General features: G+C 46.6%; 16 protein-coding genes and 1 pseudogene. 9 read left to right on the top strand and 8 right to left on the bottom strand.

Translation table 11 applies throughout. The features are described 5' to 3' along the window. Positions 1 to 675 precede the first annotated feature (675 nt). The 3 genes and pseudogenes from QUA53_RS26215 to QUA53_RS26205 form a co-directional block, all read left to right on the top strand. Complete coding sequence (locus QUA53_RS26215; RefSeq protein WP_333100634.1) at positions 676 to 1,509, top strand: prohibitin family protein; 834 nt, start codon at positions 676 to 678, stop codon at positions 1,507 to 1,509. Positions 1,510 to 1,776: 267 nt separating this feature from the next. Further along, positions 1,777 to 4,788 carry an EAL domain-containing protein gene (locus tag QUA53_RS26210; RefSeq protein WP_445304990.1) on the top strand — a complete coding sequence of 1,004 codons (3,012 nt, stop codon included), beginning with the start codon at positions 1,777 to 1,779 and terminating at the stop codon, positions 4,786 to 4,788. Positions 4,789 to 4,999: 211 nt separating this feature from the next. Beyond that, a pseudogene (locus tag QUA53_RS26205) lies at positions 5,000 to 5,659 on the top strand (Uma2 family endonuclease); the annotation flags it as partial. Between the two features lie 59 nt (positions 5,660 to 5,718). Here the strand turns inward: QUA53_RS26205 and QUA53_RS26200 are convergent. The 3 genes from QUA53_RS26200 to QUA53_RS26190 are packed head-to-tail and all read right to left on the bottom strand — an operon-like array spanning position 5,719 to position 9,865. Then, positions 5,719 to 7,179: a DUF1802 family protein gene (locus QUA53_RS26200; RefSeq protein WP_333100632.1), complete on the bottom strand. Its 1,461-nt coding sequence runs from the start codon at positions 7,177 to 7,179 to the stop codon at positions 5,719 to 5,721. A gap of 4 nt (positions 7,180 to 7,183) precedes the next feature. Beyond that, a complete protein-coding gene (locus tag QUA53_RS26195; RefSeq protein WP_333100631.1) occupies positions 7,184 to 9,094 on the bottom strand; it encodes a hypothetical protein in 1,911 nt (636 codons plus the stop codon). Positions 9,095 to 9,145: 51 nt separating this feature from the next. Beyond that, complete coding sequence (locus QUA53_RS26190; protein ID WP_333100630.1) at positions 9,146 to 9,865, bottom strand: hypothetical protein; 720 nt, start codon at positions 9,863 to 9,865, stop codon at positions 9,146 to 9,148. A gap of 145 nt (positions 9,866 to 10,010) precedes the next feature. Between QUA53_RS26190 and QUA53_RS26185 the strand changes: the two genes are divergently transcribed. Both QUA53_RS26185 and QUA53_RS26180 read left to right on the top strand, forming a co-directional pair. Next, entirely contained in the window at positions 10,011 to 10,253 is a 243-nt protein-coding gene (locus QUA53_RS26185; protein WP_333100629.1) for a hypothetical protein, read from the top strand. 29 nt (positions 10,254 to 10,282) lie between these two features. Next, entirely contained in the window at positions 10,283 to 10,762 is a 480-nt protein-coding gene (locus QUA53_RS26180) for a rhodanese-like domain-containing protein (RefSeq protein WP_333100628.1), read from the top strand. Between the two features lie 260 nt (positions 10,763 to 11,022). Here the strand turns inward: QUA53_RS26180 and QUA53_RS26175 are convergent, their stop codons facing one another. The 5 genes from QUA53_RS26175 to QUA53_RS26155 all read right to left on the bottom strand — a co-directional run bounded on the left by QUA53_RS26175 (position 11,023) and on the right by QUA53_RS26155 (position 15,635). Continuing rightward, entirely contained in the window at positions 11,023 to 11,490 is a 468-nt protein-coding gene (locus QUA53_RS26175) for an NUDIX domain-containing protein (protein WP_333100627.1), read from the bottom strand. Positions 11,491 to 11,527: 37 nt separating this feature from the next. Then, complete coding sequence (locus tag QUA53_RS26170) at positions 11,528 to 12,253, bottom strand: peptidase (RefSeq protein WP_333100626.1); 726 nt, start codon at positions 12,251 to 12,253, stop codon at positions 11,528 to 11,530. Positions 12,254 to 12,344: 91 nt separating this feature from the next. Further along, a complete protein-coding gene (secG, locus tag QUA53_RS26165) occupies positions 12,345 to 12,584 on the bottom strand; it encodes a preprotein translocase subunit SecG (RefSeq protein WP_015175238.1) in 240 nt (79 codons plus the stop codon). Between the two features lie 327 nt (positions 12,585 to 12,911). Further along, a complete protein-coding gene (gene gpmI, locus QUA53_RS26160) occupies positions 12,912 to 14,510 on the bottom strand; it encodes a 2,3-bisphosphoglycerate-independent phosphoglycerate mutase (protein ID WP_333100625.1) in 1,599 nt (532 codons plus the stop codon). A gap of 429 nt (positions 14,511 to 14,939) precedes the next feature. Beyond that, on the bottom strand, positions 14,940 to 15,635 hold the full coding sequence (locus tag QUA53_RS26155) for a retropepsin-like aspartic protease (RefSeq protein ID WP_333100623.1): 696 nt from the start codon (positions 15,633 to 15,635) through the stop codon (positions 14,940 to 14,942). Between the two features lie 229 nt (positions 15,636 to 15,864). Between QUA53_RS26155 and QUA53_RS26150 the strand changes: the two genes are divergently transcribed. The 4 genes from QUA53_RS26150 to QUA53_RS26135 all read left to right on the top strand — a co-directional run bounded on the left by QUA53_RS26150 (position 15,865) and on the right by QUA53_RS26135 (position 19,821). Beyond that, entirely contained in the window at positions 15,865 to 17,274 is a 1,410-nt protein-coding gene (locus tag QUA53_RS26150; RefSeq protein ID WP_333100622.1) for a hypothetical protein, read from the top strand. A gap of 183 nt (positions 17,275 to 17,457) precedes the next feature. Beyond that, positions 17,458 to 18,210, top strand: a complete 753-nt coding sequence (locus QUA53_RS26145) for an MORN motif-containing protein (protein WP_333100620.1) — start codon at positions 17,458 to 17,460, stop codon at positions 18,208 to 18,210. Positions 18,211 to 18,312: 102 nt separating this feature from the next. Next, positions 18,313 to 19,023 (top strand): MORN motif-containing protein, encoded by a 711-nt coding sequence (locus tag QUA53_RS26140; protein WP_333100619.1) that lies wholly within the window; start codon positions 18,313 to 18,315, stop codon positions 19,021 to 19,023. Positions 19,024 to 19,200: 177 nt separating this feature from the next. Beyond that, on the top strand, positions 19,201 to 19,821 hold the full coding sequence (locus QUA53_RS26135) for a DUF6391 domain-containing protein (protein WP_333100617.1): 621 nt from the start codon (positions 19,201 to 19,203) through the stop codon (positions 19,819 to 19,821). The last annotated feature ends 581 nt before the right edge of the window (positions 19,822 to 20,402 follow it).

Below are 20,402 nucleotides of genomic sequence, written 5' to 3'. Positions count from 1 at the left end.
ACGGAAAAACTTTGGGGTTCCAACTTTTCACAACTGATAAAAAAATTCCACCCACATCTGCGGAATGTGGGATCTAAGCTTAACTTATTTTCAGGCATTTTTAAACTCAGATTTTTATCGTTTGTAGCTATAAATTCCTAGCCTGCCCAAGGAGTCTTTTTTTCTACTCAGGAGGGTTGAGAAATGCGGGCTGATGCCAATTCTACCAATAGAGTCTGTAGGTCGGAGAGTGAAATTCTATCTTTCGCTTGTGCTGGAACCAACCCCCAAAGGTTTTATCGGCACGCGCCTCCAATTTTCTACTCAAAATTTACAAAAAATACCTATTTGATGCCGATCTTTTAGCTTTCTAGAAAGCTTTTTCTTTCCGATCGCCATTTTATTCGTTGTCTGAGAGCGCGCGAGCTATTTATTTACTTCTTCTTTATCTAATTTTATCCTCATTGTCAAGATACTTGAAACATTTATTCATTAATAATCTCACCCAGCTACAAGTGCCATTGTTCATCCCCGCTCATCGAGCTAAGAGGTCCCCAGACCCTCGCAAATATATGACTTTTATGAAAAAAAATCAATGAATTTATGAGTTGTTTCACCCTTAACATGAAGTTATAATCTTAGATAATATCGGATAGAAAACTAACATCAAGTAACACAACATTGGTGAATAAACATATGAAAACCATGCAAAATGTTCAGTATAACCTAGCTCTCTACATCGTCGGTGGCATCGTCTTCATCATCGCCGCCTTAATTTTAAGACCTTTTGCCCTCGTCGGCGCAGGGGAACGCGGCGTCGTGATGCGCTTCGGCAAAGTTCAAGACGCGATTTTAGATGAAGGCATCCACCCAATTTTACCGATCGTCACCTCTGTAAAAACTATCAGCGTGCGCGTACAAAAAACAGATTTGAAAGCAGATGCAGCATCCAAAGATTTGCAAAGCATTACTACAGATTTGGCAGTCAACTGGAATGTTGACCCCGCCAAAGTAAATCAAATTTTCCAACAAGTGGGAGACGAAGAACAAATTGTTACCAGCATTCTGAGTCCGGCAATTTCGGAAGTTCTCAAAGCAGCAACTTCTAAAAAAACCGCAGAAGAAATTATCACTAAGCGCACGGAACTAAAAACAGAAATCGACAACAGCCTCAAAAAGCGCTTGGAGCCTTACGGCGTCATTGTCAGAGATGTTTCGTTAATAAATTTTGGCTTTTCTCCAGAATTTAGCAAAGCCATCGAATCCAAACAAATAGCCGAACAAGAAGCTAAACAAGCAGAATTTACAGTTAAAAAAGCCACCCAAGATGCTCAAGCGGAAATTAACCGTGCTAAAGGTAAAGCTGAAGCTCAACGCTTGCAGCGGCAAACATTAACAGCCGAAATTTTGCAGCAGCAAGCAATTGAAAAATGGAACGGCCAGTTTCCGACAGTAATGGGAGGAGGCGGAACTTTGCCATTAATTAATATTGCGCCGCCGAGTTCTCAAGCTGCAACTCCTGCTAAATAAGCTGCAGCAGATAGTTATTGCCAGGGCGCGGGGAGAAGGGAAGAGGGGGAGAGAGTCTGAGGGGGAGAAGAATAGAGGGTTTTGCACTGCGGATGTGAAGATGTGCTTTTTTAAATGCCCAACAGCAAGGGTAGAAAATACCAAGCAACTAAGGTGAAATCCCGCTTACTTAAATGCCCAGATACAATTTACGTTGCGCGAGTCCTGAAAAACGTTACAGTAAGAAACAACTCGGAAATTGTAAAGGTTTGCTTGAAAGTTCGGCTGATGGGAGATCGGGAGAACCAGTCAATTTCTAATTTAGGTGAAGTGGGGGATGTCGGCGATCGCCATACTGCGTCAGAAGACCTGTGGCTACGCGATCGAGCTTTGGCCGCTACTAGCAGTGGCATTGTTATTGCTGACGCCAATGCACCCGACTGTCCCATAATTTATTGCAATCCGGCCTTTGAACGGATGACAGGTTACTGCGCCGAGGAAATCTTGGGGCGCAATTGCCGATTTTTGCAAGGCCCGGATACCGATCGAACTACTGTAGCTAAGATCCGCGACGCCTTGCGCCAAGGTCGAGAAATCCAGACAACAATCAAAAATTACCGCAAAGACGGCACTCCTTTTTGGAGCAAATTGTCGCTATCTCCCGTGCGAGACGACAGCGCTAATTTGACTCATTTCGTAGGGATTCAGTCGGACTTGTCGGAACGCATCTGTGAAGTGCACGAAGCATTGCAGCAAGCTAACGACCAACTGCAAACGATTTTGGAAGCAGTTCCGGGAACAGTATCTTGGATTAGCTCGGATTTGCGCTATTTGGGGGTTAACCAGCACTTAGCCAAACTGCATGGTTTGCGGCCGTCGGCTTTTGTCGGTCAAGATATTGGTTTTCTGGGCGCTAGCTCGGATTTTAACTCTTTTGTGGTGGAGTTTTTTGGCAGCGACGCTACGGAAGCGGTTAAAGAACTCAACGTTAAGGTACAAACCGAGGCGGGAGAGTCGGAAGGATACTATTTGATTGTGGCTCAAAAGTACGATCGCGGCAAAGCAGCTTGTCTGGTAGGGATTGACATTACCGAGCGCAAGCGGGCAGAAGAAGCTCTGGTGCTGACTCGCAAGGCGGTGGAAAGTTCGAGTGACGCGATCGGCATCAGCGATGCGAACGGCACTCACATTTATCAAAATCAAGCGTTTTCTCAGCTATTTGAATGGGACACCGCAGAGGAATTTAAACTAGCCGGAGGTATATCGGCAGTTTTTGCTGACGCCCCAGTCGCCAGGGAGGTACTCGACACGATCGCCCAGGGTTATTCTTGGTGTGGTGAAATTACCAACCGCACTAAAAGCGGTAAAACTTTGCAAGTGTTGCTGCGGGCCGATGCTATTAAAGACCGCACGGGGAAAATTGTCGGTCTGATTTACATGAATACCGATATTACCGACCAAAAGCGCACGGAACAAGAGCTGCGGCAAAGCGAGAAGCGCTTTCGATCGTTGATTGAAAATGCTAGAGACATTATTGTGATTCTCGACGAGAAAGGCTTTTGCCGCTACGTATCTCCTTCCCTAGAGCGGATTTTGGGCTACCCGACGGGGGAAGTGCTCGGCAGATCTATATTTGACTTGATTCACCCTGACGAATTGCTAATAGTGGATCAAGTGTTCAAAGGTGTCATGCAAAAGCCGAGAGTTAGCCAGGGAATGGCGGAATACCGCGTGAAACACAAGGACGGTTCGTGGTGCGTGTTGGAAGCGGTGGCGACGAATTTGCTCAACGAACCTTCGGTGAGGGGAATTGTGGTTAACTGTCACGACGTGACTGAGCGCAAGATGGCTGAAGAACAATTGTTGCACGATGCTTTGCACGATGCGCTGACAGAGTTGCCGAACCGTGCTTTGTTGACTGACAGGTTGGGCCAAGCTTTTGCCCGCGCCCAACGGCATCCGACCTATCAGTTTGCGGTGCTGTTTCTGGATTTGGACAGGTTTAAGGTGATTAATGACAGTCAGGGACACCGCATGGGCGATCGGCTTTTGGTCGCTGTGGCTCGCCGTCTCTTGACTTGTTTGCGGCCGGGCGATACGGTGGCTCGTCTGGGGGGAGATGAGTTTGTGATTTTGCTGGAAGAAATTCACGGTGTTGATGAGGCGATCGCCCAAGCAAAGGAAATTCTCAAAACGATCGAACGGCCGCTTTATTTAGAAGGTAATAAAGTTTTAATTACTGCTAGCATCGGCATTGCTTTGAGTACCAACAAATATCAGTGGCCGGGAGATATTTTGCGCGATGCTGATATTGCGATGTACCGCGCCAAAGCTCTCGGTAAAGCTCGCTACGAAGTTTTTACCAGTGCGATGCACACTCAAGCTGTGGCTTTGATGCACTTGGAACACGATTTGCGGGAGTCGGTTGAAGAACTAAATTTGAAATATTCCATAGTGGATTTCGCCTGTGGGACGGCGGCGGAAAACTCGCCGATGAGTGAAACGGATCGGAGATTGGAGCGTCCGAAGTCGCCATTGCCTACTTTAAAATTGGAATGTCCTTTTACTGTTTATTATCAGCCGATCGTTTGTTTAAAAAGCGGTTCAGTTATCGGATTTGAGGCGCTGGTGCGCTGGCTGCACCCGGAAAGGGGTTTAGTTTCCCCGATGGAATTTATTGCCATGGCGGAGGAAACGGGGTTAATTACGCCTTTGGGTTTGTGGGTTTTGAACGAAAGCTGCCGCCAAATTATTAAGTGGAAGAGTTTGAATTTACCTGTGGGAAATTCGCCGCTGACAGTCGCAGTAAATCTTTCCGGGAGGCAGTTTGCGGAACCGGAATCCATCGAACAAATTAAGCAAGTTTTGCAGGAAACGGGTGTTGATGCTCGCTGTTTGAAGTTGGAGATTACTGAGACTGTGGTGATGGAAGATGGGGAAGCGGCGGCGGCGATGCTTTCGCAGTTGAGAGATTTGGGTATCGGGCTGTGTATTGATGATTTCGGCACTGGTTATTCGTCTCTGAGTTATTTGCACAAGTTCCCGATTAATATTTTGAAGGTCGATCGCTCTTTTGTTACCCGCATCGGGGAAATGGGCGAAAATTTGGAAATTGTGCGGGCGATCGTCATGCTGGCCCGCAGTTTGGGGATGGAGGTAGTGGCAGAAGGTGTTGAAACCGCCGTCCAATTGGCTCAAATGCGGGCGATCGGCTGCGAGTACGGTCAAGGGTACTTTTTCTCTAAACCTCTCGACAGTGAGGCAGCTACAGCCTTGTTGAGGCGATCGCCCAAATGGTGAACTGAACCAAATTTTTAACCGGATCAAATTGCTTGATTGTCAATAAGGGCGATCGATCTTTTCGTACTCAATGCCTTGGGTGTTAAAATCAAAATTTAGTATAATAGAAAACTATCGAGATAGGTAAAAATATATGTCTCAATCTATTGTGCCAGCAGTCTAAGAAAAACAGCTCGATACTTCGCCGACCTTAACTTTTGAAGAATACCGATTTTATCAAGGCAAGGAGGATGTAAAATACGAATTGTACAAAGGCAAATTAATCCCGATGCCAACAGCCACAATTTTACCTATCAAAATTTGCGAATATTTAGTTTACCAATTGCAGCGTTACCTAGCTGAACACAATCTCGACTTAGTAGTGAAAACGGGTCTGGGAGTGAGAACAGATGAAGATAAATCTCGGATTCCCGATGTAGTTGTCTGCACTCAAAGTCTTTTGGAACAAGCTGCTGCTAGACCCGGTGCAGGTATCCTCGAATTTGATGAAAAGCCGTTGTTAGTGGTAGAGGTGGTGAGCGAAAATCGCCGCGAAGATTACGTGATAAAACGCGGAGAATACGAATTAGCGAATGTGCCAGAATATTGCATTGTTGACCCGAAAAGTGGCAAGCAAAAAATCCGGCTTTTTGCATTAATTGAAGGTGAAGATGGTTACACGTATACAGATTTCTTGCCGGGTGAGGAAATGGAATCGGTAGTATTTCCCAATCTGAGATTATCTGTCAATGAAATTTTAGATCCGCCATTGGTGGAAGGGTTAATTAAGGCAGAACAAGCTCAATTGCAGCAACTACAAACAGTCGAACAACGCGCTGAAAGATTGGCGGCGAGGTTGCGGGAATTGGGCGTAGATCCTGATGCTGTGTAGGAAATTGGATGAAGTACGTGAAGCAAAGCTATCCCGCAGGGAATCGCCCTTAAGGTATCTCAATCATCTAGCGGCAAGTCGCGCAGGAAATAAAAGCGATCGCGCCCTAAATGCTCGCCTTTAATTCGTCCTGCATAACCTGTCAGCGGAGAAGAAAGTTCTACTAACATTTCGTGCAACTCTTCGCGGGACAACTTCTTGGGTGGGTTAGACATTGAATACGCACCGCTAAGAGCATCCACACTTGCTCGTTCAGAACCAGAATTTTCGTGATACTTTTTCAGAATAGAAAGAACGTGCGATCGCACATTAATTTCTTGTTCAACTTGCTCAATATATTTAGCAACTTCATCATCAGATTGTCCCGGTTTTAAGTATTCTTTCAGTTTAAATAAGTCCACCGAGTTAGGATAGTTGCTTTGAAGTTTAACCAGTTTTTCAAGCGTCTCAGGGTTCATAATTGCCATACCGTGTACTTGGGCTGCATCCATAAGTTGAGTAGTTGGAACGCCAGGGCCAATAATCAACTTAGTTGCTTTTGCGAGGGTTTCTTTATCTTTGAGCCGTAGCGTTCCTAAATTCAGCAATTGAACTGCTGTATCGTTAGGGATTTTTTTACCGGCTTTGCACTCCCCAACTAAGGGGTAAGGTTTGGAGCATAATAAATCTAAGCCGCCAGCACCACCTTTGTGAGCATAATCTATTGTAAATCCCAAAAACTCAAGGCTATCGCGCACTACAATTTCAAAGTCTGTTCCTGCTTGATAATTGCTTTTCTCTTTATCTAGTTCTTTGGTGCGATTTCCCAAAGCTGCTATAGTCTTTATCCAAGCTAAATCCGGTTTGATTGGTTTTACAGGCTTATCGCTACTCCAACCTAGAAACATTTTGATTTCTGCGTCTAGTTGTTTGGCTTTTGGGTTGGTGGTGGATAAATGCACTAATGCACTGTGCAACTCTTCCAATTCTGGATGTTCAGGAGGCTCAAATTTTTTCAGCTTGTGACTACGTTTGGCAAAGATAGACTCGCTCACCACAAGCGTTGCATCAGTAACATTTAGAGACTTTGGCAAAGATACAAAATTGCCGCTGGGATGCACTGGCATTTCCAGTGGCTGAGGTAGCAGATAAACGCGAAGATGAGTTAGAAAAATATTACGTCGTTGCAGGAGAGTTTGCTGTAATGCCTCTGTTGTCCAGACTGTTAACTGCGACAAAGCCTCTAATGATTCGGAATCGTTTAGTATTTGACACCATTCGCATTTAGCCCAAGCTTTTATCAAAACCGTTTCAGAAGTTAACTGAGAAAATGAGGTGTTAGCAATTGGTAAAAAACTCGATCGGTAGTATTGCTCAGGGGACAGCAAATTAATCGAGATATTGGCTGGATATAGGGCAAATGACCTACCAGGCTCGATGAAAATTCGAGGCATGGCTGCAATCACTCGCCCTTCGATTAAGGCTTCCACATCTGGCGCAGGTAACTGCAAAGCCGTATCAAGAAAAACAGAATAACTCATCCACTTATTGACCTAATAATTTATCCAGTGCTTCGTCGAGGTTGTTAATTTCCGTTGTATCAGGTATGAAGGTACTTTCAGCTATCTCATTTTCATCAACCAACCCATTAGGAATCTGACCCGACGGATCGCTAAGAATTTCACAAATTAGATAATTTTCAGCCGCGAGCTTTTTCTGAACAATAAACTCCAGTATTTGGTCTTCGGTTACATCGTAATCTGTGCGAGCCTTGTTGACAAAATAAATAGCTAAGAGAGGCTTGATATCTTCACTTGCAAGCTTAACAAATTCTCCACCTAGTTCTTGAGAAAGAAGTTTATCCAAACACTGTTTTCCTACTGTCTTCGGTTTAACATCTTTAGAACGAACTAAACAACCGCGAGTCATATCAAACTTTTGATACTCAATTAATCGCTTTAATGCGGCACTGACAAACTTTGCCCCAGATTCTTGAACAACTGCTACTACTATCTTGGCAGACCTTCCATCTTCTTTTCCTCGAACTCTAAAGTGGAGATAACCTTTGTCTACAGCTTTAGTTTGTACCTTTTCAATCTCCTCAACTTGCAATCGTTCCACAGTCTCCCCTTTGAGTGCAAGGAAGGCGAGATATAGAGCCTCGGCTAAAATATTGCTATCGTCAAAATATTTCTCGATTGTTTCCTCAAGTGCATTCAGTTCGTTGTTAAAAGCAAGTTCAACTTGATGGAGTGGATCTGCTGCTGTTGGCGGTGGAGTAGGATCGTTAGGTACTTTCCAATTTTTAGCACACTCCTCTAAAACCTTTCTGACAATTAATTTTTCTTTTCCCAGTTCTCTTAATTCACCTTCCTGAAAAGGATAAACGGCATAAGGTGGAGTTAAACCTTTACTGTCATAAAATTCTTTGAGCCATTGAGAAACTAGAGTCACTACATCATCAGCATTCAAATACTGTAAATCAAAAATCTTTTCACCCATTCTAGCTGTGACTGACTCGGCCTGGGGTAATGCTCTAATTTGAAATTGCCAAGTTTCATCAAACATAGCTGTCATTAAGACACCTCGTTTAATTTTACCGTACAGGTCTTTTACTAAGAGCGCGAGGACCTGTGCCCTGCTGAAACCAGCTTCATTCCGATCTACACTCTCTAACTCATCAAAGCCAATTACTAGAGTTCTGTAATCACCGATTAAGTCTAAAATTTGGCATACAGTCTGAAATGCTTCACCTTCTTTATCCTCTTCTGTAGAATTTGGTAAACCCATTGCATCAGCTTGTCCCTGTGCCAAGGCTTTTCCAGACAGCCAGTTGATTGCAAAGCTCACTTTATCTGAAGAAAGTGTCCACAGAATAGCCTGGATCAAATAAGGATTTTCGATGTTTGGCTTAATTTGAAGCACTTTGGCAGTTAAGGTATCAACTAATTTAGGATTTTTAGCTAATGCCCCCGAAAATTGCTTGACTAAATTTTGAGGTATGAGATTTTTTCCTAATGCCTCATTGATCAAAGCAGTTGCTAATTCTTGCCACTGCATTACGCCTTCGTTACCAATCTGTTTCAGGCTTAAAGACAAAGTGTTTAGAAAGTTAGCGTGGACTCGGTTTAAGTTTCCATAGTCTACGTCGCTCATATAAACAAAGAAAGAACCACCTTCCTCTAGAAGACGGCTGCGAATCCGACTGATTAGGTGGCTTTTTCCTAGACCTTTTTCAGCTTTGATCGTAATGCCACTAACTGTACGATACCCGGCGCGGATTTGCTCTATCGCCTGAAAGATAGCATCAGAGGCATGAGCATTGATAGAAGGAACGTCAGGAAAACTTGGCTTCCAAATATCATTGCTCCTGACTATTAACGATCTGTCAAAAGGGTTTTGGCTTGCAATAGCTTTATTGAGGTCGGGGATTGAGGAGTGAAAGTCATTCATCATTTTGTGTCCGTGTGAAGATAAAGGAGCGAATGCACTACTAACTCAAATTAATTAGGTTAAACGCTTGACATAGCAGCGCAAACCGTTTACTTTTGTGGTGATAGAATCTTCGATTTTGTCGGGGGCGCTGTCTTCTACACTGCCACCTATAAGTTGGAGAATATCTTGAGCCTGCATTTCCAACAGCCACTCATTGAACTCCGATCGCCCTACCCTTTCCCCGATCGCCCGACGCATCCGATAAATCGGCACTAAATCGTCTAAGTTATAATCCCGGTTCAAGCTGTCATACACATCGATCGCCACAGCCTTAAAATCGTCATAGGATGCGATCGTCCCTACATCTGCCTTCCCCTTCTCAACCCGAACACTTGCTGCACCATCCTGATGCCGAATCCACTTCAACAAAGAATTTCCCAGCCGAGTACCAATTTGAGAACCATCAAACTCAAACAGAGAATCCTTACTTTTCAAGCCTTGCGCTAAAACTTCTTTCCCCTTCGCCGTCAATTCCACCAGCGTCACCCGATTTACCAGCGAATACTCGATCGCCCCAGTCGCCTGCAACTCGCCGAGAACTTCCACATATCTCTGACTCGTCTCATTAGTCCGCACAATCCGCTTAGTCAACTCTCCCTTTTTCACCTTCATCTTCCCGCCGCTCAAATCCCACAAATTCAACAGTACCCGAACTTTCGCCTTCGCATCCCAAAGCGCTTGCTCTTCCGGTGTCAAAGGTTTAGGCACCGCAATTTCATCTTTCTCAGACATAATCTATACCTTTAAATACTTGTTCTTACTATCAAATTTTACCAGAAACGTTGCTGACAAACATTTCAACTTTTCAAAACAATCCTCTGCGAAGCTACACATAAGGTATGCAAATTTTATTTAAAAATAATTGGGATTGACTAAAATGCGATCCTTTGATAAAATAAATACCGAATCAAACGAGCGATCGCAGTTCCAATTCTCTGCAGTAAATTGGATAGAAACAATTTTAAGCACAGCCCGCTACCTCCTAGCAACCTCAACAAATGTAGCGATCCCAACCGCAGCTAAAAACCAGCAAATCCGCTTAACTGCGACTTTAGTTCAATGCCTGATTCTGCCTTTAGAAAGACGAATTCAACCTAAACATCTTGTTACATTGCAATAGCAATCAAAACATTGAACAACATTTTACCCATGAAAACTATTCCCGACCAAATTTCCAACATCAAAGAAAAACTTCCAGACGTTACTCCCACCCCTCCTGGTTTAAAAGCTCAAGCATCTAGCCACGACCTCAAAGCTCGTTTAGATTGGGGCGAACCCGGACTCACAATCATCGACGCTCGTGACTTTGAAAGCTTCACCAAAAGCCACATTACCGGCGCCGTAATGATGCCAATGGACGAATTAGTCGATCGAGCACAATCGAGTTTAGAACCCATCCGCGACATCTACATTTACGGTGAAAACGACGAACAAACCGCCGAAGCTGCCAATCTCCTCCGCGCAGCAGGCTTTAGAAAAGTAGCCGAACTAAAAGGCGGAATTCCTGCTTGGAAAGCCATCGACGGCCCCATCGACGGCGCTGCCGAACACGATACTCCCGGCCCCGACGCCTACAACGTTTTCTCTCGCTTGCAACACCACGCCGAAGCCCAGAAAATCAACAAATAATCACACAGAATACCTAGATACCCTACTTATTGAAGAAGTTGGGTATCTAACAAAATAATTTGTTTGTAGTAAGGAATCGAGCTCTCTCTTAAAGCTTGCAGTCACTAAGCACTAAAGTCCTTACTACAAACTTAATTGCGATCGTATAACCGGACTAGATATTAACATTCGCGGACGCAAAAAGTGCTTTAACAGGCTACTTATAGCGTAAAGTGAACAATGCACATCCTACATAAACAAGTGTGTATATCCAAGACTGATTAACACTCCTTCCTCGCGTCCAAAAATGCTTTGACTTCCCTTAAAACTTGCCGATTCCCATCAAAAGTAATCAGCTTAACTGCATCCTCAAATGAACCCCATGCCGAATTTTGAACTTCCTCTACTTGCAACTGAACTTCCATGGAATTTACAAAAGCCAAAAAATAAGTAACAGTCTTTTCAATTGATTCCCCTTCTTTGGCAATGGAATAATGTTCCACAGAACTCGGCTTCCCTTCCTTAACAAAGGAATAACGTTCCACAAAACTAGGCTCCTCAAGCACCTCACAATCGCGGATGCCAGTTTCCTCCTCAAACTCCCGCTTCGCCGTTTCTAGCGCCGATTCCCCCGGATTCGCGTGACCTTTAGGAAACGCCCAATGTCCCGCTTGATGTTGAATCAACAAAAACAAACTATCAGTTTCAGTGGCAAAAACTGGCACAATGCCAAAAGCTTCATCTTTCATCTTTTTAGTGACAAAATTTTACATATCAAAACTTATATTACCACCCCAACCGAGTCGGCTGTTCATAAACGCGCTTCAAAGTATTAACATCCCTAGCCGAAATAGGCGGAGGGTTTCTCACCTGAGAAAAATAAAGCACATCAGTTTCCATCAAACTGTGGCCCCAAATTCCCAAAGCGTGACCCAACTCGTGCCGCGCCGTCGCCGGAATATACTTACCCACTTGAGTCGGATTCAAATAAACCGAAAACCTATGAGATAGCACAGTTTTATTTCCATCCAGACGGGCATACAATTCATAGGTAGCCTCTCCAGAGCGCGATCGCAAAACTCCTTGACGCAAAGGGGGAGCCCGACGTAAAATCCTAATATCAGCCACCTCCGAACTATCCACCACTTCCAAAGGCAAATAAACCCCCCATTCTCGCACCACCTCCAACACAGCCGCCACCCATTCTTCAGACTTATTAGCATCAACGGGACGCTCAACATAAACCTGAATCGGAAACTTAGACCATAGCAAATGACCGAAATTCGGTGGCTTAACCTGGTCAAAATAATCACCACTATCCGTGGAATCTTGCCAATTGGCCAGCGTTGGCGGCAAAGGGTGAACCTGTGGATGTGGCAAACTATTAGGGAGAGAAGAAAGACTCGCCGCCGGAGTATTAACCTGAGTAAAAATTATCAAGCTAAAACAACATAAAGCCAATCCCAAACCAGCCAGCAATCGAGATTTTACCGTAACTTTCCACAACCGCATTTTTGCAACCGCAGATAGACACAAATAAACGCAGATGAACTTGAGATTATCTGCGTCTATCTGCGTTCATCTGCGGTTAAAAATCCAAATCTTATAACTTAGGCGCCAACCAACCAGCACTCAAAATCACAGTCAAACCCATAAAAACAATAGACAGACCCCAAGTAATCCGGTTCAGACTCGTTTCTGCACTCTTGGCGCTGGTAAACAATTGAGCCTGTCCGCCAATCCCTCCAATGCCATCGCCTTTAGGACTGTGCAGCAACACAAAAACCACAAGTCCTAAAGCAGACAAAGACCAGATAACTTGTAACACAGAAACAATATTCATAATCTGGAGTAATTGGTAATTAGTAATCGGTAATTTATTATCATATCAAATTCGGTCGATCGCACACAATTTATGCAGGGACACTCCAAGAGTCCATTGGTGTCAACTTAAGCCTGAAAGCCTTGATAAATCTCGTTTTTACCTGAGTCCAGATCCCCCTAAATCCCCCTTAAAAAGGGGGACTTTGATCCATTTCCTGTTCCCCCCTTCTTAAAGGGGGCTAGGGGGGATCTAGGCTTAATAGTCAAACAGTATTCTGTGACTGGGTTTGACGTTAAATTGACACGAAGAAGGGCGAAAGCCTTTGTCCCTAGTGCTGCGTTCCTACTACAATCGGACTCGCACAGGAGTGCGGTTGGCGCGAACTTCAAACTCAGCCGATCGAATCATAGAACGTCCCGTCATCTCCGGGGGCTGAGGCAACCTCAACAGCTCCAGAATCGTCGGCGCAATATCCGCCAAACAACCATCCGCCCTCAGAGGAACATCCGTTCCGTGACCCGGAATCTTCCGACCTTCGCCTTCTACCAGAATAAACGGCACCGGGTTAGTAGTGTGAGCCGTCCAGGGATTCCCGTCCTCGTCAAACATCTGTTCAGCATTTCCGTGGTCAGCAATAATAATTGCTGTTCCCCCAGCTTTACTAATGGCGCTCAACAGCCGCCCCAAACATTTATCCACAGTTTCGATCGCAATTATCGTCGCATCCATCCTCCCCGTATGACCAACCATATCCGGGTTAGCGTAGTTAATCACCACAAACGAATAGATGCCTTTTTCCAAAGCCGTCACCGCCCCATCCGTCACCAAGTCCGCCGACATCTGGGGCGCCTCATCGTAAGTCGCCACCATCGGACTCTGCACCAACTCGCGGTGTTCTCCGAGAAAAGGCTCTTCCAGACCCCCATTAAAAAAATAAGTCACATGAGCGTACTTTTCAGTTTCCGCCGTCCGCAACTGCTGCAAACCGTGCTTAGAAATCACCTCGCCCAGAATATTGTTCAAATTCTGCGGTTCAAAAGCCACCATTACCGAGAGTTTCGGGTCGTACTGAGTAAAAGTCGCAAACGCCAGCGGCTCAATTAACTGCCGTTCAAACCCCTTAAAATCGGGAGACACAAAAGCCTGAGTCAATTCTCTAGCCCTGTCCGGGCGAAAATTAAAGAAAATCATCCCATCGCCGGATGCTACCGCCCCCGGAGAAATCCGAGTCGGAACTGCAAACTCGTCGGTCACTCCTTCAGCATAGGAGGCCTGCAACACATCCACAGCCGATCGACCGTCAGGCGCGCTCTCAGTCGTCATCACCTCGTAAGCGCGCTGCACCCGATCCCAGCGCTTATCCCTGTCCATCGCGTAGTAGCGGCCGCTGATGGTCGCAATCCGACCGACCCCTACCTCTGCGATATAACTTTCAATCTTTGCTAGAGCTTCGACACCCTCTTTCGGAGTAGTATCACGACCGTCTGTAATGGCGTGAATGCAAACATCAGAAATTCCCCGTGCTTTTGCTAATTGCAGCAAACCCTTAATATGACTGAGATGGGAATGAACCCCACCTTCAGAACAAAGACCAGTCAGGTGCAACTTCCCGCCCGTGGCGCTGACTTTCTCGCAAAGCTCAACCAGCGCCCGGTTGTTGAGCAAAGAACCATCTTCCACTGCATCCGAGATCCGCACCAACTCTTGAGGAACCACCCGGCCCGCGCCCAGATTCAAGTGACCAACCTCTGAGTTACCCATTTGCCCGTCTGGCAGCCCTACCGCCCGGCCCGATGTTTTAATCAGAGTTCTGGGATAAGCAGCCCAGAGACTGTCCATCACGGGTGTTTTCGCAGCGGCGATCGCATTTCCGTCTTGTTCTTCACGATAACCCCAGCCGTCTAGAATAATCAGCACTACAGGAGATACAGACGCTTGTGCCATGTGAATACCTTATTTACAATAATTAATTTCTCGATCGTCATGATTTCCGATTTTGCGGAACATCGGCCGCTAATCAGTTTACATACTTTCTCAGCTCCGGCTGAACAAGGCAAACCAAAATTCCCTCAGCCACAGGATTTTGGGAACTTATTTCGACCGGCTTGGCGAATTGTTTAATTGATTGCCTTGGCTTGTACTGTGAATCGTTGTCGGAGACTGTTACCGATCTCACCAACAGCAGCCGTGCTTTTGCGGCCGGATTTCACGGATAGTTTAACCGTCGGTGGCTCTTGAAACACTAAGAACAATACCACACTTGGTTGCATTTTGCTACCGCCTCAACCAATAATTTTAAAAGCCTTGACCGGGCTGCGAATAACTTTATAGGACACGAGTTGAGCAAAAATCGCTTGTCTACTCTGCTCTCTTTCAGCGGATATAAAATTCTACAACATCTTTTTTAATTTTGACATCGTAATTGCCAAAGAAATCGTGACCGAGCAGACCTATTGGCATTTGTTTGGCGATCGCCACTTCGACATTTTGGATCGCAACACCCCCAACCCGAATCGATCGCACTACGCCGATCGGGAACTCGACAACGCTACCGTCAGCGATCCCCGCTCTCACGGTACGCACCGGCCTCACTCCCAGTGCAGTAGCCATCCGCTGAGAAATTAAAGTGCCGCTCGCCCCGGTATCGAGAATCATCTCAAAAGTCTTGTTGCCGTTAAATACCACATCAATCACCGGCGTCCCGCCAGCGCGACGCTTGATTTTAGCTTGAAATACCTGGGGATTCCCCGGTGGCTTCGTCGGTTGATTTGCTCGCGGTTTGGCACCAGAATTTGACGGGTTCCAAAACTGAGAGTACAATTTGCCAGTTGTCAATCCCGATCCCGTTATAGTGCGATTCCCTACCCTTCGGGAACCCCTACGGGGAACGGGATAGCTGCGCCGCGCGTGCGGCTGGGAACTCACATCGGGCACCAATGTCATCACCTGGGTTTCTGGCTGATGTGAATGAGAATGTACCTGGCTGCCCCCCACCGATCCCAGACCAACCAAAACGCTCGCACAAACCAAGCTCGATCGCCAAATTCGCTTGAGAATCACTTTTGCCATAATCTAAATACCTTAATTAATTCAATATGTCGAACAACAACCGCCACTGATATCCTAACCCGCTCCCAAAAACCGATCGCCCGATCCCCAGATCGGATCGTCAGGAAAACTTGGCAATTTTCAAGCGATCGCATAACATCGAACACAGATAAACTGATAAACGGCAACAGGCTGTAATTGCAGAGCCTTGTTGGAGATCTTGAAATTAAGCATTTAGGGGCGATCGGCAATGCACAAACTTTTATATTTTGCGACTATAGGACTACTAGCTTTCTCGATCGGAGGATGCGGTGGCGACGAAGGCACCAACACAGCCAGCCCCAGCCCCAGCCCCAGTGCAGCCTCTCCGTCTCCGGCAGCCTCTGCCAGCCCCACTCCAGGAACTCAGACTTTCCCGTCTCCAATAGTAGCCGCCCAACCTCCAGGGTTAATTCGATCGACCAACCCAGACGAACGAGCAAGACAGGCTCAAACAGGAATCGGCAACAAAAAGGACAGGAATCCAACGCTTCCGCTTCAGCCAGTGCCCCAAGGCCCTGTGACAGCGAATCCTTCTCAGTTAGACCCCTTTGGGCCGCTGCCGCCGATCGTATTACAAATCCCTCCAGGAGCCAACGGGGCGGGTGGGATGACCTCAGAAATCCCCAAACTGCCACAGCGACAAGTTGCCGTGCTACCCGAGCTTCCCGAGTTATTGGCTCCCCCCCCACTTAACAGGCCTAATCAGACGGTGACTATCCCCAGGTCACCCACGGGCGGTCGAGGAGGCACTCAGCAACTACGAGGTCGATCGGGAGGTCCTTTACTTCCCGGAGGTGAGGGGGGGCAAATTGGCTTGCCGCCCCAGGTTCCAGGGCTAACTACTCCTCGGTTAGGTGGCGGTGGCAGCAATGGTTCGTTGCCCGGAGGCACCGGGGGACAAATTGGCTTGCCGCCCCAAGTTCCGGGGCTCACTCCTCCTCAGTTAGGTCGTACTCGTACATCCCCGCCTGGACTCGAACCCATTGCAGCTAGACCCATAGGAGTCCCGGATCTGCCGGAACTGCCAGTAGACAAGCGCCCCCCCCAATGGAGAGACCCCAATGCCAGGGTCAGAAGAGGTACTGGCACCCGCCGTCCTGGAACTACTGGGCCAATAGCAAGTAGACCCCAAGATGCGCGAAATCCCCAGACTCGCCGTCCAGCACCCCCGCGCCCGCCCCAGCCAATAGCAGCTAGACCTATAGGAGTACCGGATCTGCCGGAACTGCCAGTAGACAAACGCCCGCCTCAGTGGGTAGACCCAAATCCGCCACCACCTCCCGTCATCCCAGTAGTTCCGCCACCGCCTTCTACTGACCTCGCTACGGGTACTGAAGTCAGCGGGGTGGTAAAAGTCGGGAACGAGACGCAAGTGATTGTCAAAGTACCGAATGAACCAACCAGCCGATATGTCAAAGTCGGGCAGCGTCTGTCTAACGGGCAAGTGTTGGTGAAGCGCGTCGATCTCAAGCAAGGAGCCGATCCGATCGTGATTCTGGAGGAAAACGGCGTTGAGGTAGCCAAAGGTGTTGGCGAAAAACCCGCCAGTCGCCAACCACAACCCGCCAATGCAGTTATTAGCCGTCTCCCAAATCCGAATAGCTCAACGCGACGCTAAAAATTGACAGTAAAGTAGGAAAAATGCTAAAGGCAAAAATTAGAGTTTTTGCCTTTTTGCATTTAGGGCAGATCTCAAACCTGAAGGTAAAATTAGTAAAGGGATTAAAAAATAGAGGACTTTTCAGCGAGTATTAGCTTCTAGAAAATCCCTATTAGTAATTGAAGTTAAAGGAGATCGATCATGCTCGGTTCAATTCAAAAATTAGGGATGGTGATATTAGTTGCTTCTTGTATCGGCAGCGCCACTAATCTCTTGAATCTCCAGCCATCAATGGCTCAACCAACACCAGCTCCAAAACCTGAAGAAGGAAAACGCCCTCCCTTCTGCCAAGGCAGCCCTCCTACGGGAAGAGTGAAATGCAATTACGAGACAGGCGATAACTACGAGGGAAACTTCGTCAACGGCCTGCCCGACGGCAGTGGAGTCTACGTGTACGCTAATGGCGATCGCTACGAAGGACAATTTCGGAAGGGAGTGCCAAATGGTAGAGGGACATTCATTTTTAAAGATGATGCCCGCTACACAGGCGTGTTCCAAGACGGCACAATGAGATCTGGGACGGTCGTTTTCCCCAACGGCGAGCGCTACGTGGGAGACTTCGGAGTCGTCCAGAACCTTCAGACTAATGTTATTAGCAGCCAACCAGCAGGGCGGGGTCAATTTTTTTATACCAATGGCGATCGCTATGAAGGACAATTCTTTGCAGGCTCACCCTTTGGCCCTGGGGTATTGGTTCGGGTAGACGGCACTCGCTGTTCCGGCAGATTTTTTAATCAAGAACTTGACGCTAGTGTCACCTGCACTTTCCCCAACGGTACGCGCTATGAAGGAGAATTGCGAAAGGGAGTACCTCACGGTGTCGGGACGATGATCGATGCTAGCGGTAGGCGCTTTCCGGGGGTATTTCGCAACGGCAAACCCGGAGTTTCCTAAAGGATAAATTGAGGTTTTCAGGCAACTTTTGACCAGAAATCGGACAAAAGACAAATGACGAAGGAAAATAAAATCCAGAAGCGCACAGGAGAGACTTAGTTAATGATTTCCCGTTTAAAAACCAGTGGAATCCCTCTATTAGTTGCATCAGTGTTAATTGGTAGTTACGCGACTTATCCCTTTCCCTCAATGGCGCAAGGAACAGAAGCTAGAACCGGTCGCTGCGTCCCAGCTATCCCTACAGGTAGAGTTAGATGCGATTATGACAGCGGTGATAGCTACATCGGACAGTTCGTTAACGGTTTGCCCAGTGGCAGTGGGGTATACGTATATTCCAACGGCGATCGCTATGAGGGGCAGTTCCGTCTGGGCAAACCAAATGGTCGAGGACAATTTATATTTAAGGACGACGCCCGCGTGGAGGGCATATTCCGAGATGGCAAAGTTAGTTCAGGGACCGCTATTTTTACTAATGGCGATCGCTATATAGGGTCGTTTTCTCTCGATCAAAAAGTAGGAGTTCCCACGGGACAAGGGCAATTCATTTTTGCTAATGGCGATCGCTTTGTGGGTCAATTTTTAGGGGGCAAGCCTTTAGGTACGGGAGCGTTCACCCGGGCTGACGGCAGTCGGTGTTCGGGACAGTTCTATACTCAAGAACTTGATGGCAGGGGTAACTGTTCGTTCTCCAACGGTATCCGATATCAGGGAGAGTTACGCAAGGGATTGCCTCACGGCAAAGGCACAATTATCGATACCAGAGGCCGCCGACTTCCGGGGGTGTTCCGGGACGGCCAGCGGGTAGAGCAATAAACTGGGAATAAGTGCGATCTGTTAGTAAGGGCAGGTTGACGGCTAATATTTTTTGCACAAAACCTGCCATTGCTAGGTTTTAAACTCAAAACTATTGATAATTTATGGCCGGCTTTTTCTCAACCGAATTGCTAATGTTAAATATCCACTTAATGGAGTTAATGGAGGCGTTTTGATATGACAACTACTGCTTCTGCTTCCGGCCGCACCGGCCAGTTTCCCTTCGACTTTGCCCCGCAGCGGACTCAAGATGCTGATTTGTTGCAACAACTCGGTTTTGTGCCCGGCTTGAAGGAAATATTGACTTTGCGGCAAGTTCATGCTTTGGAACACGCTACTGTTTGGGTACTGGGTCAATCTGGCGGCGAGGCCACAGCAAGAACCGATAATGAGTTGTTGGGCGGGATGTCCACAGACCAAGGATTTTATCTTTACGGTCGCGTTAGCATTGCAAAGTTGCGTCAGGCAGTGCGCGAGGCTTTGCATCGGATTGGCAGCGGAGAGTGGGATTTAGCTGTACATCCCCGCTGTGGCACGAATTTGTCGGTGGCAATGCTGCTAACGGCTGGACTTGCTGTTGGTATCAATTTAGCCCTGCCCCGGGGGCCCATTCTGCAACTTTTAGGTTTGGGTGCAGCGGCGGCTGCCGCGGCTCAGTTAGCTCCTGATGTGGGATCTCTGGCTCAGCGTTACGTCACAACTGCTATTCCGTTTAATTTGAGTGTAGTTGATATTACTGTAAGTCACGACTTCTGGGGACGCGAAGCTCATTTTGTTCGGGTGCGTTGGGTTGAGTAGTTGCTGCGGGAGGAGGAGAGTGGGGAAGTTGAGAAAATGTTCTTTCTTCCCTCAACTTCGAGCCGTTAAATCTCCTACACGGGTTCGTTGCCGAACTTCCTGATTCCTGATTCCTATTCCTGTCCTGAAACCGAGCTTTTTCTTCTTTCATCAACTCTTAAACTAATGGCAGAAACAGTATTTCATCCACCGATGAGGTCAGATGGGAAAACTAATAATTCAAGATTGTATGCTGCTAGATAAAGCTGCCATTTGTTAACTAAATAATCGCAAATTTTTATATAAAAATGTTGCTGCGGGCAGGTGATTAATAGAGCTATATATATTGTATTTTTGATCAAATTGCTTTGAGAGAATAGGTACGATTAAAAAGTTAATTGGGGCGACTTATCCAGTGACTTTTATTCAACAACTGGAACTACAGACTAAGACATATATTTGCTACATATCTATAACTTCATAATATTATATTCACTTTCCTGTTCACCGTAAATGTATCAGCTATAAAACCCACATTCCGCAGATGTGGGTGGAATTTTTTTATCAGTTGTGAAAAGTTGGAACCCCAAAGTTTTTCCGTT

The organism is Microcoleus sp. Pol12B3, assembly GCF_036701355.1.
GTDB lineage: Bacteria > Cyanobacteriota > Cyanobacteriia > Cyanobacteriales > Microcoleaceae > Microcoleus.
Note: the sequence above shows the minus strand (reverse complement) of the source record. Positions and strands in the feature narration are given on the sequence as shown.

What these genes read in the sequence shown, in the direction of transcription:
- QUA53_RS26215 (WP_333100634.1), top strand. Translation starts at nt 676, where the DNA reads ATGAAAACCATGCAAAATGTTCAGTATAACCTAGCTCTCTACATCGTC.
- QUA53_RS26210 (WP_445304990.1), top strand. Translation starts at nt 1,777, where the DNA reads ATGGGAGATCGGGAGAACCAGTCAATTTCTAATTTAGGTGAAGTGGGG.
- QUA53_RS26200 (WP_333100632.1), bottom strand. Translation starts at nt 7,179, where the DNA reads ATGAGTTATTCTGTTTTTCTTGATACGGCTTTGCAGTTACCTGCGCCA.
- QUA53_RS26195 (WP_333100631.1), bottom strand. Translation starts at nt 9,094, where the DNA reads ATGATGAATGACTTTCACTCCTCAATCCCCGACCTCAATAAAGCTATT.
- QUA53_RS26190 (WP_333100630.1), bottom strand. Translation starts at nt 9,865, where the DNA reads ATGTCTGAGAAAGATGAAATTGCGGTGCCTAAACCTTTGACACCGGAA.
- QUA53_RS26185 (WP_333100629.1), top strand. Translation starts at nt 10,011, where the DNA reads ATGCGATCCTTTGATAAAATAAATACCGAATCAAACGAGCGATCGCAG.
- QUA53_RS26180 (WP_333100628.1), top strand. Translation starts at nt 10,283, where the DNA reads ATGAAAACTATTCCCGACCAAATTTCCAACATCAAAGAAAAACTTCCA.
- QUA53_RS26175 (WP_333100627.1), bottom strand. Translation starts at nt 11,490, where the DNA reads ATGAAAGATGAAGCTTTTGGCATTGTGCCAGTTTTTGCCACTGAAACT.
- QUA53_RS26170 (WP_333100626.1), bottom strand. Translation starts at nt 12,253, where the DNA reads ATGCGGTTGTGGAAAGTTACGGTAAAATCTCGATTGCTGGCTGGTTTG.
- secG (WP_015175238.1), bottom strand. Translation starts at nt 12,584, where the DNA reads ATGAATATTGTTTCTGTGTTACAAGTTATCTGGTCTTTGTCTGCTTTA.
- gpmI (WP_333100625.1), bottom strand. Translation starts at nt 14,510, where the DNA reads ATGGCACAAGCGTCTGTATCTCCTGTAGTGCTGATTATTCTAGACGGC.
- QUA53_RS26155 (WP_333100623.1), bottom strand. Translation starts at nt 15,635, where the DNA reads ATGGCAAAAGTGATTCTCAAGCGAATTTGGCGATCGAGCTTGGTTTGT.
- QUA53_RS26150 (WP_333100622.1), top strand. Translation starts at nt 15,865, where the DNA reads ATGCACAAACTTTTATATTTTGCGACTATAGGACTACTAGCTTTCTCG.
- QUA53_RS26145 (WP_333100620.1), top strand. Translation starts at nt 17,458, where the DNA reads ATGCTCGGTTCAATTCAAAAATTAGGGATGGTGATATTAGTTGCTTCT.
- QUA53_RS26140 (WP_333100619.1), top strand. Translation starts at nt 18,313, where the DNA reads ATGATTTCCCGTTTAAAAACCAGTGGAATCCCTCTATTAGTTGCATCA.
- QUA53_RS26135 (WP_333100617.1), top strand. Translation starts at nt 19,201, where the DNA reads ATGACAACTACTGCTTCTGCTTCCGGCCGCACCGGCCAGTTTCCCTTC.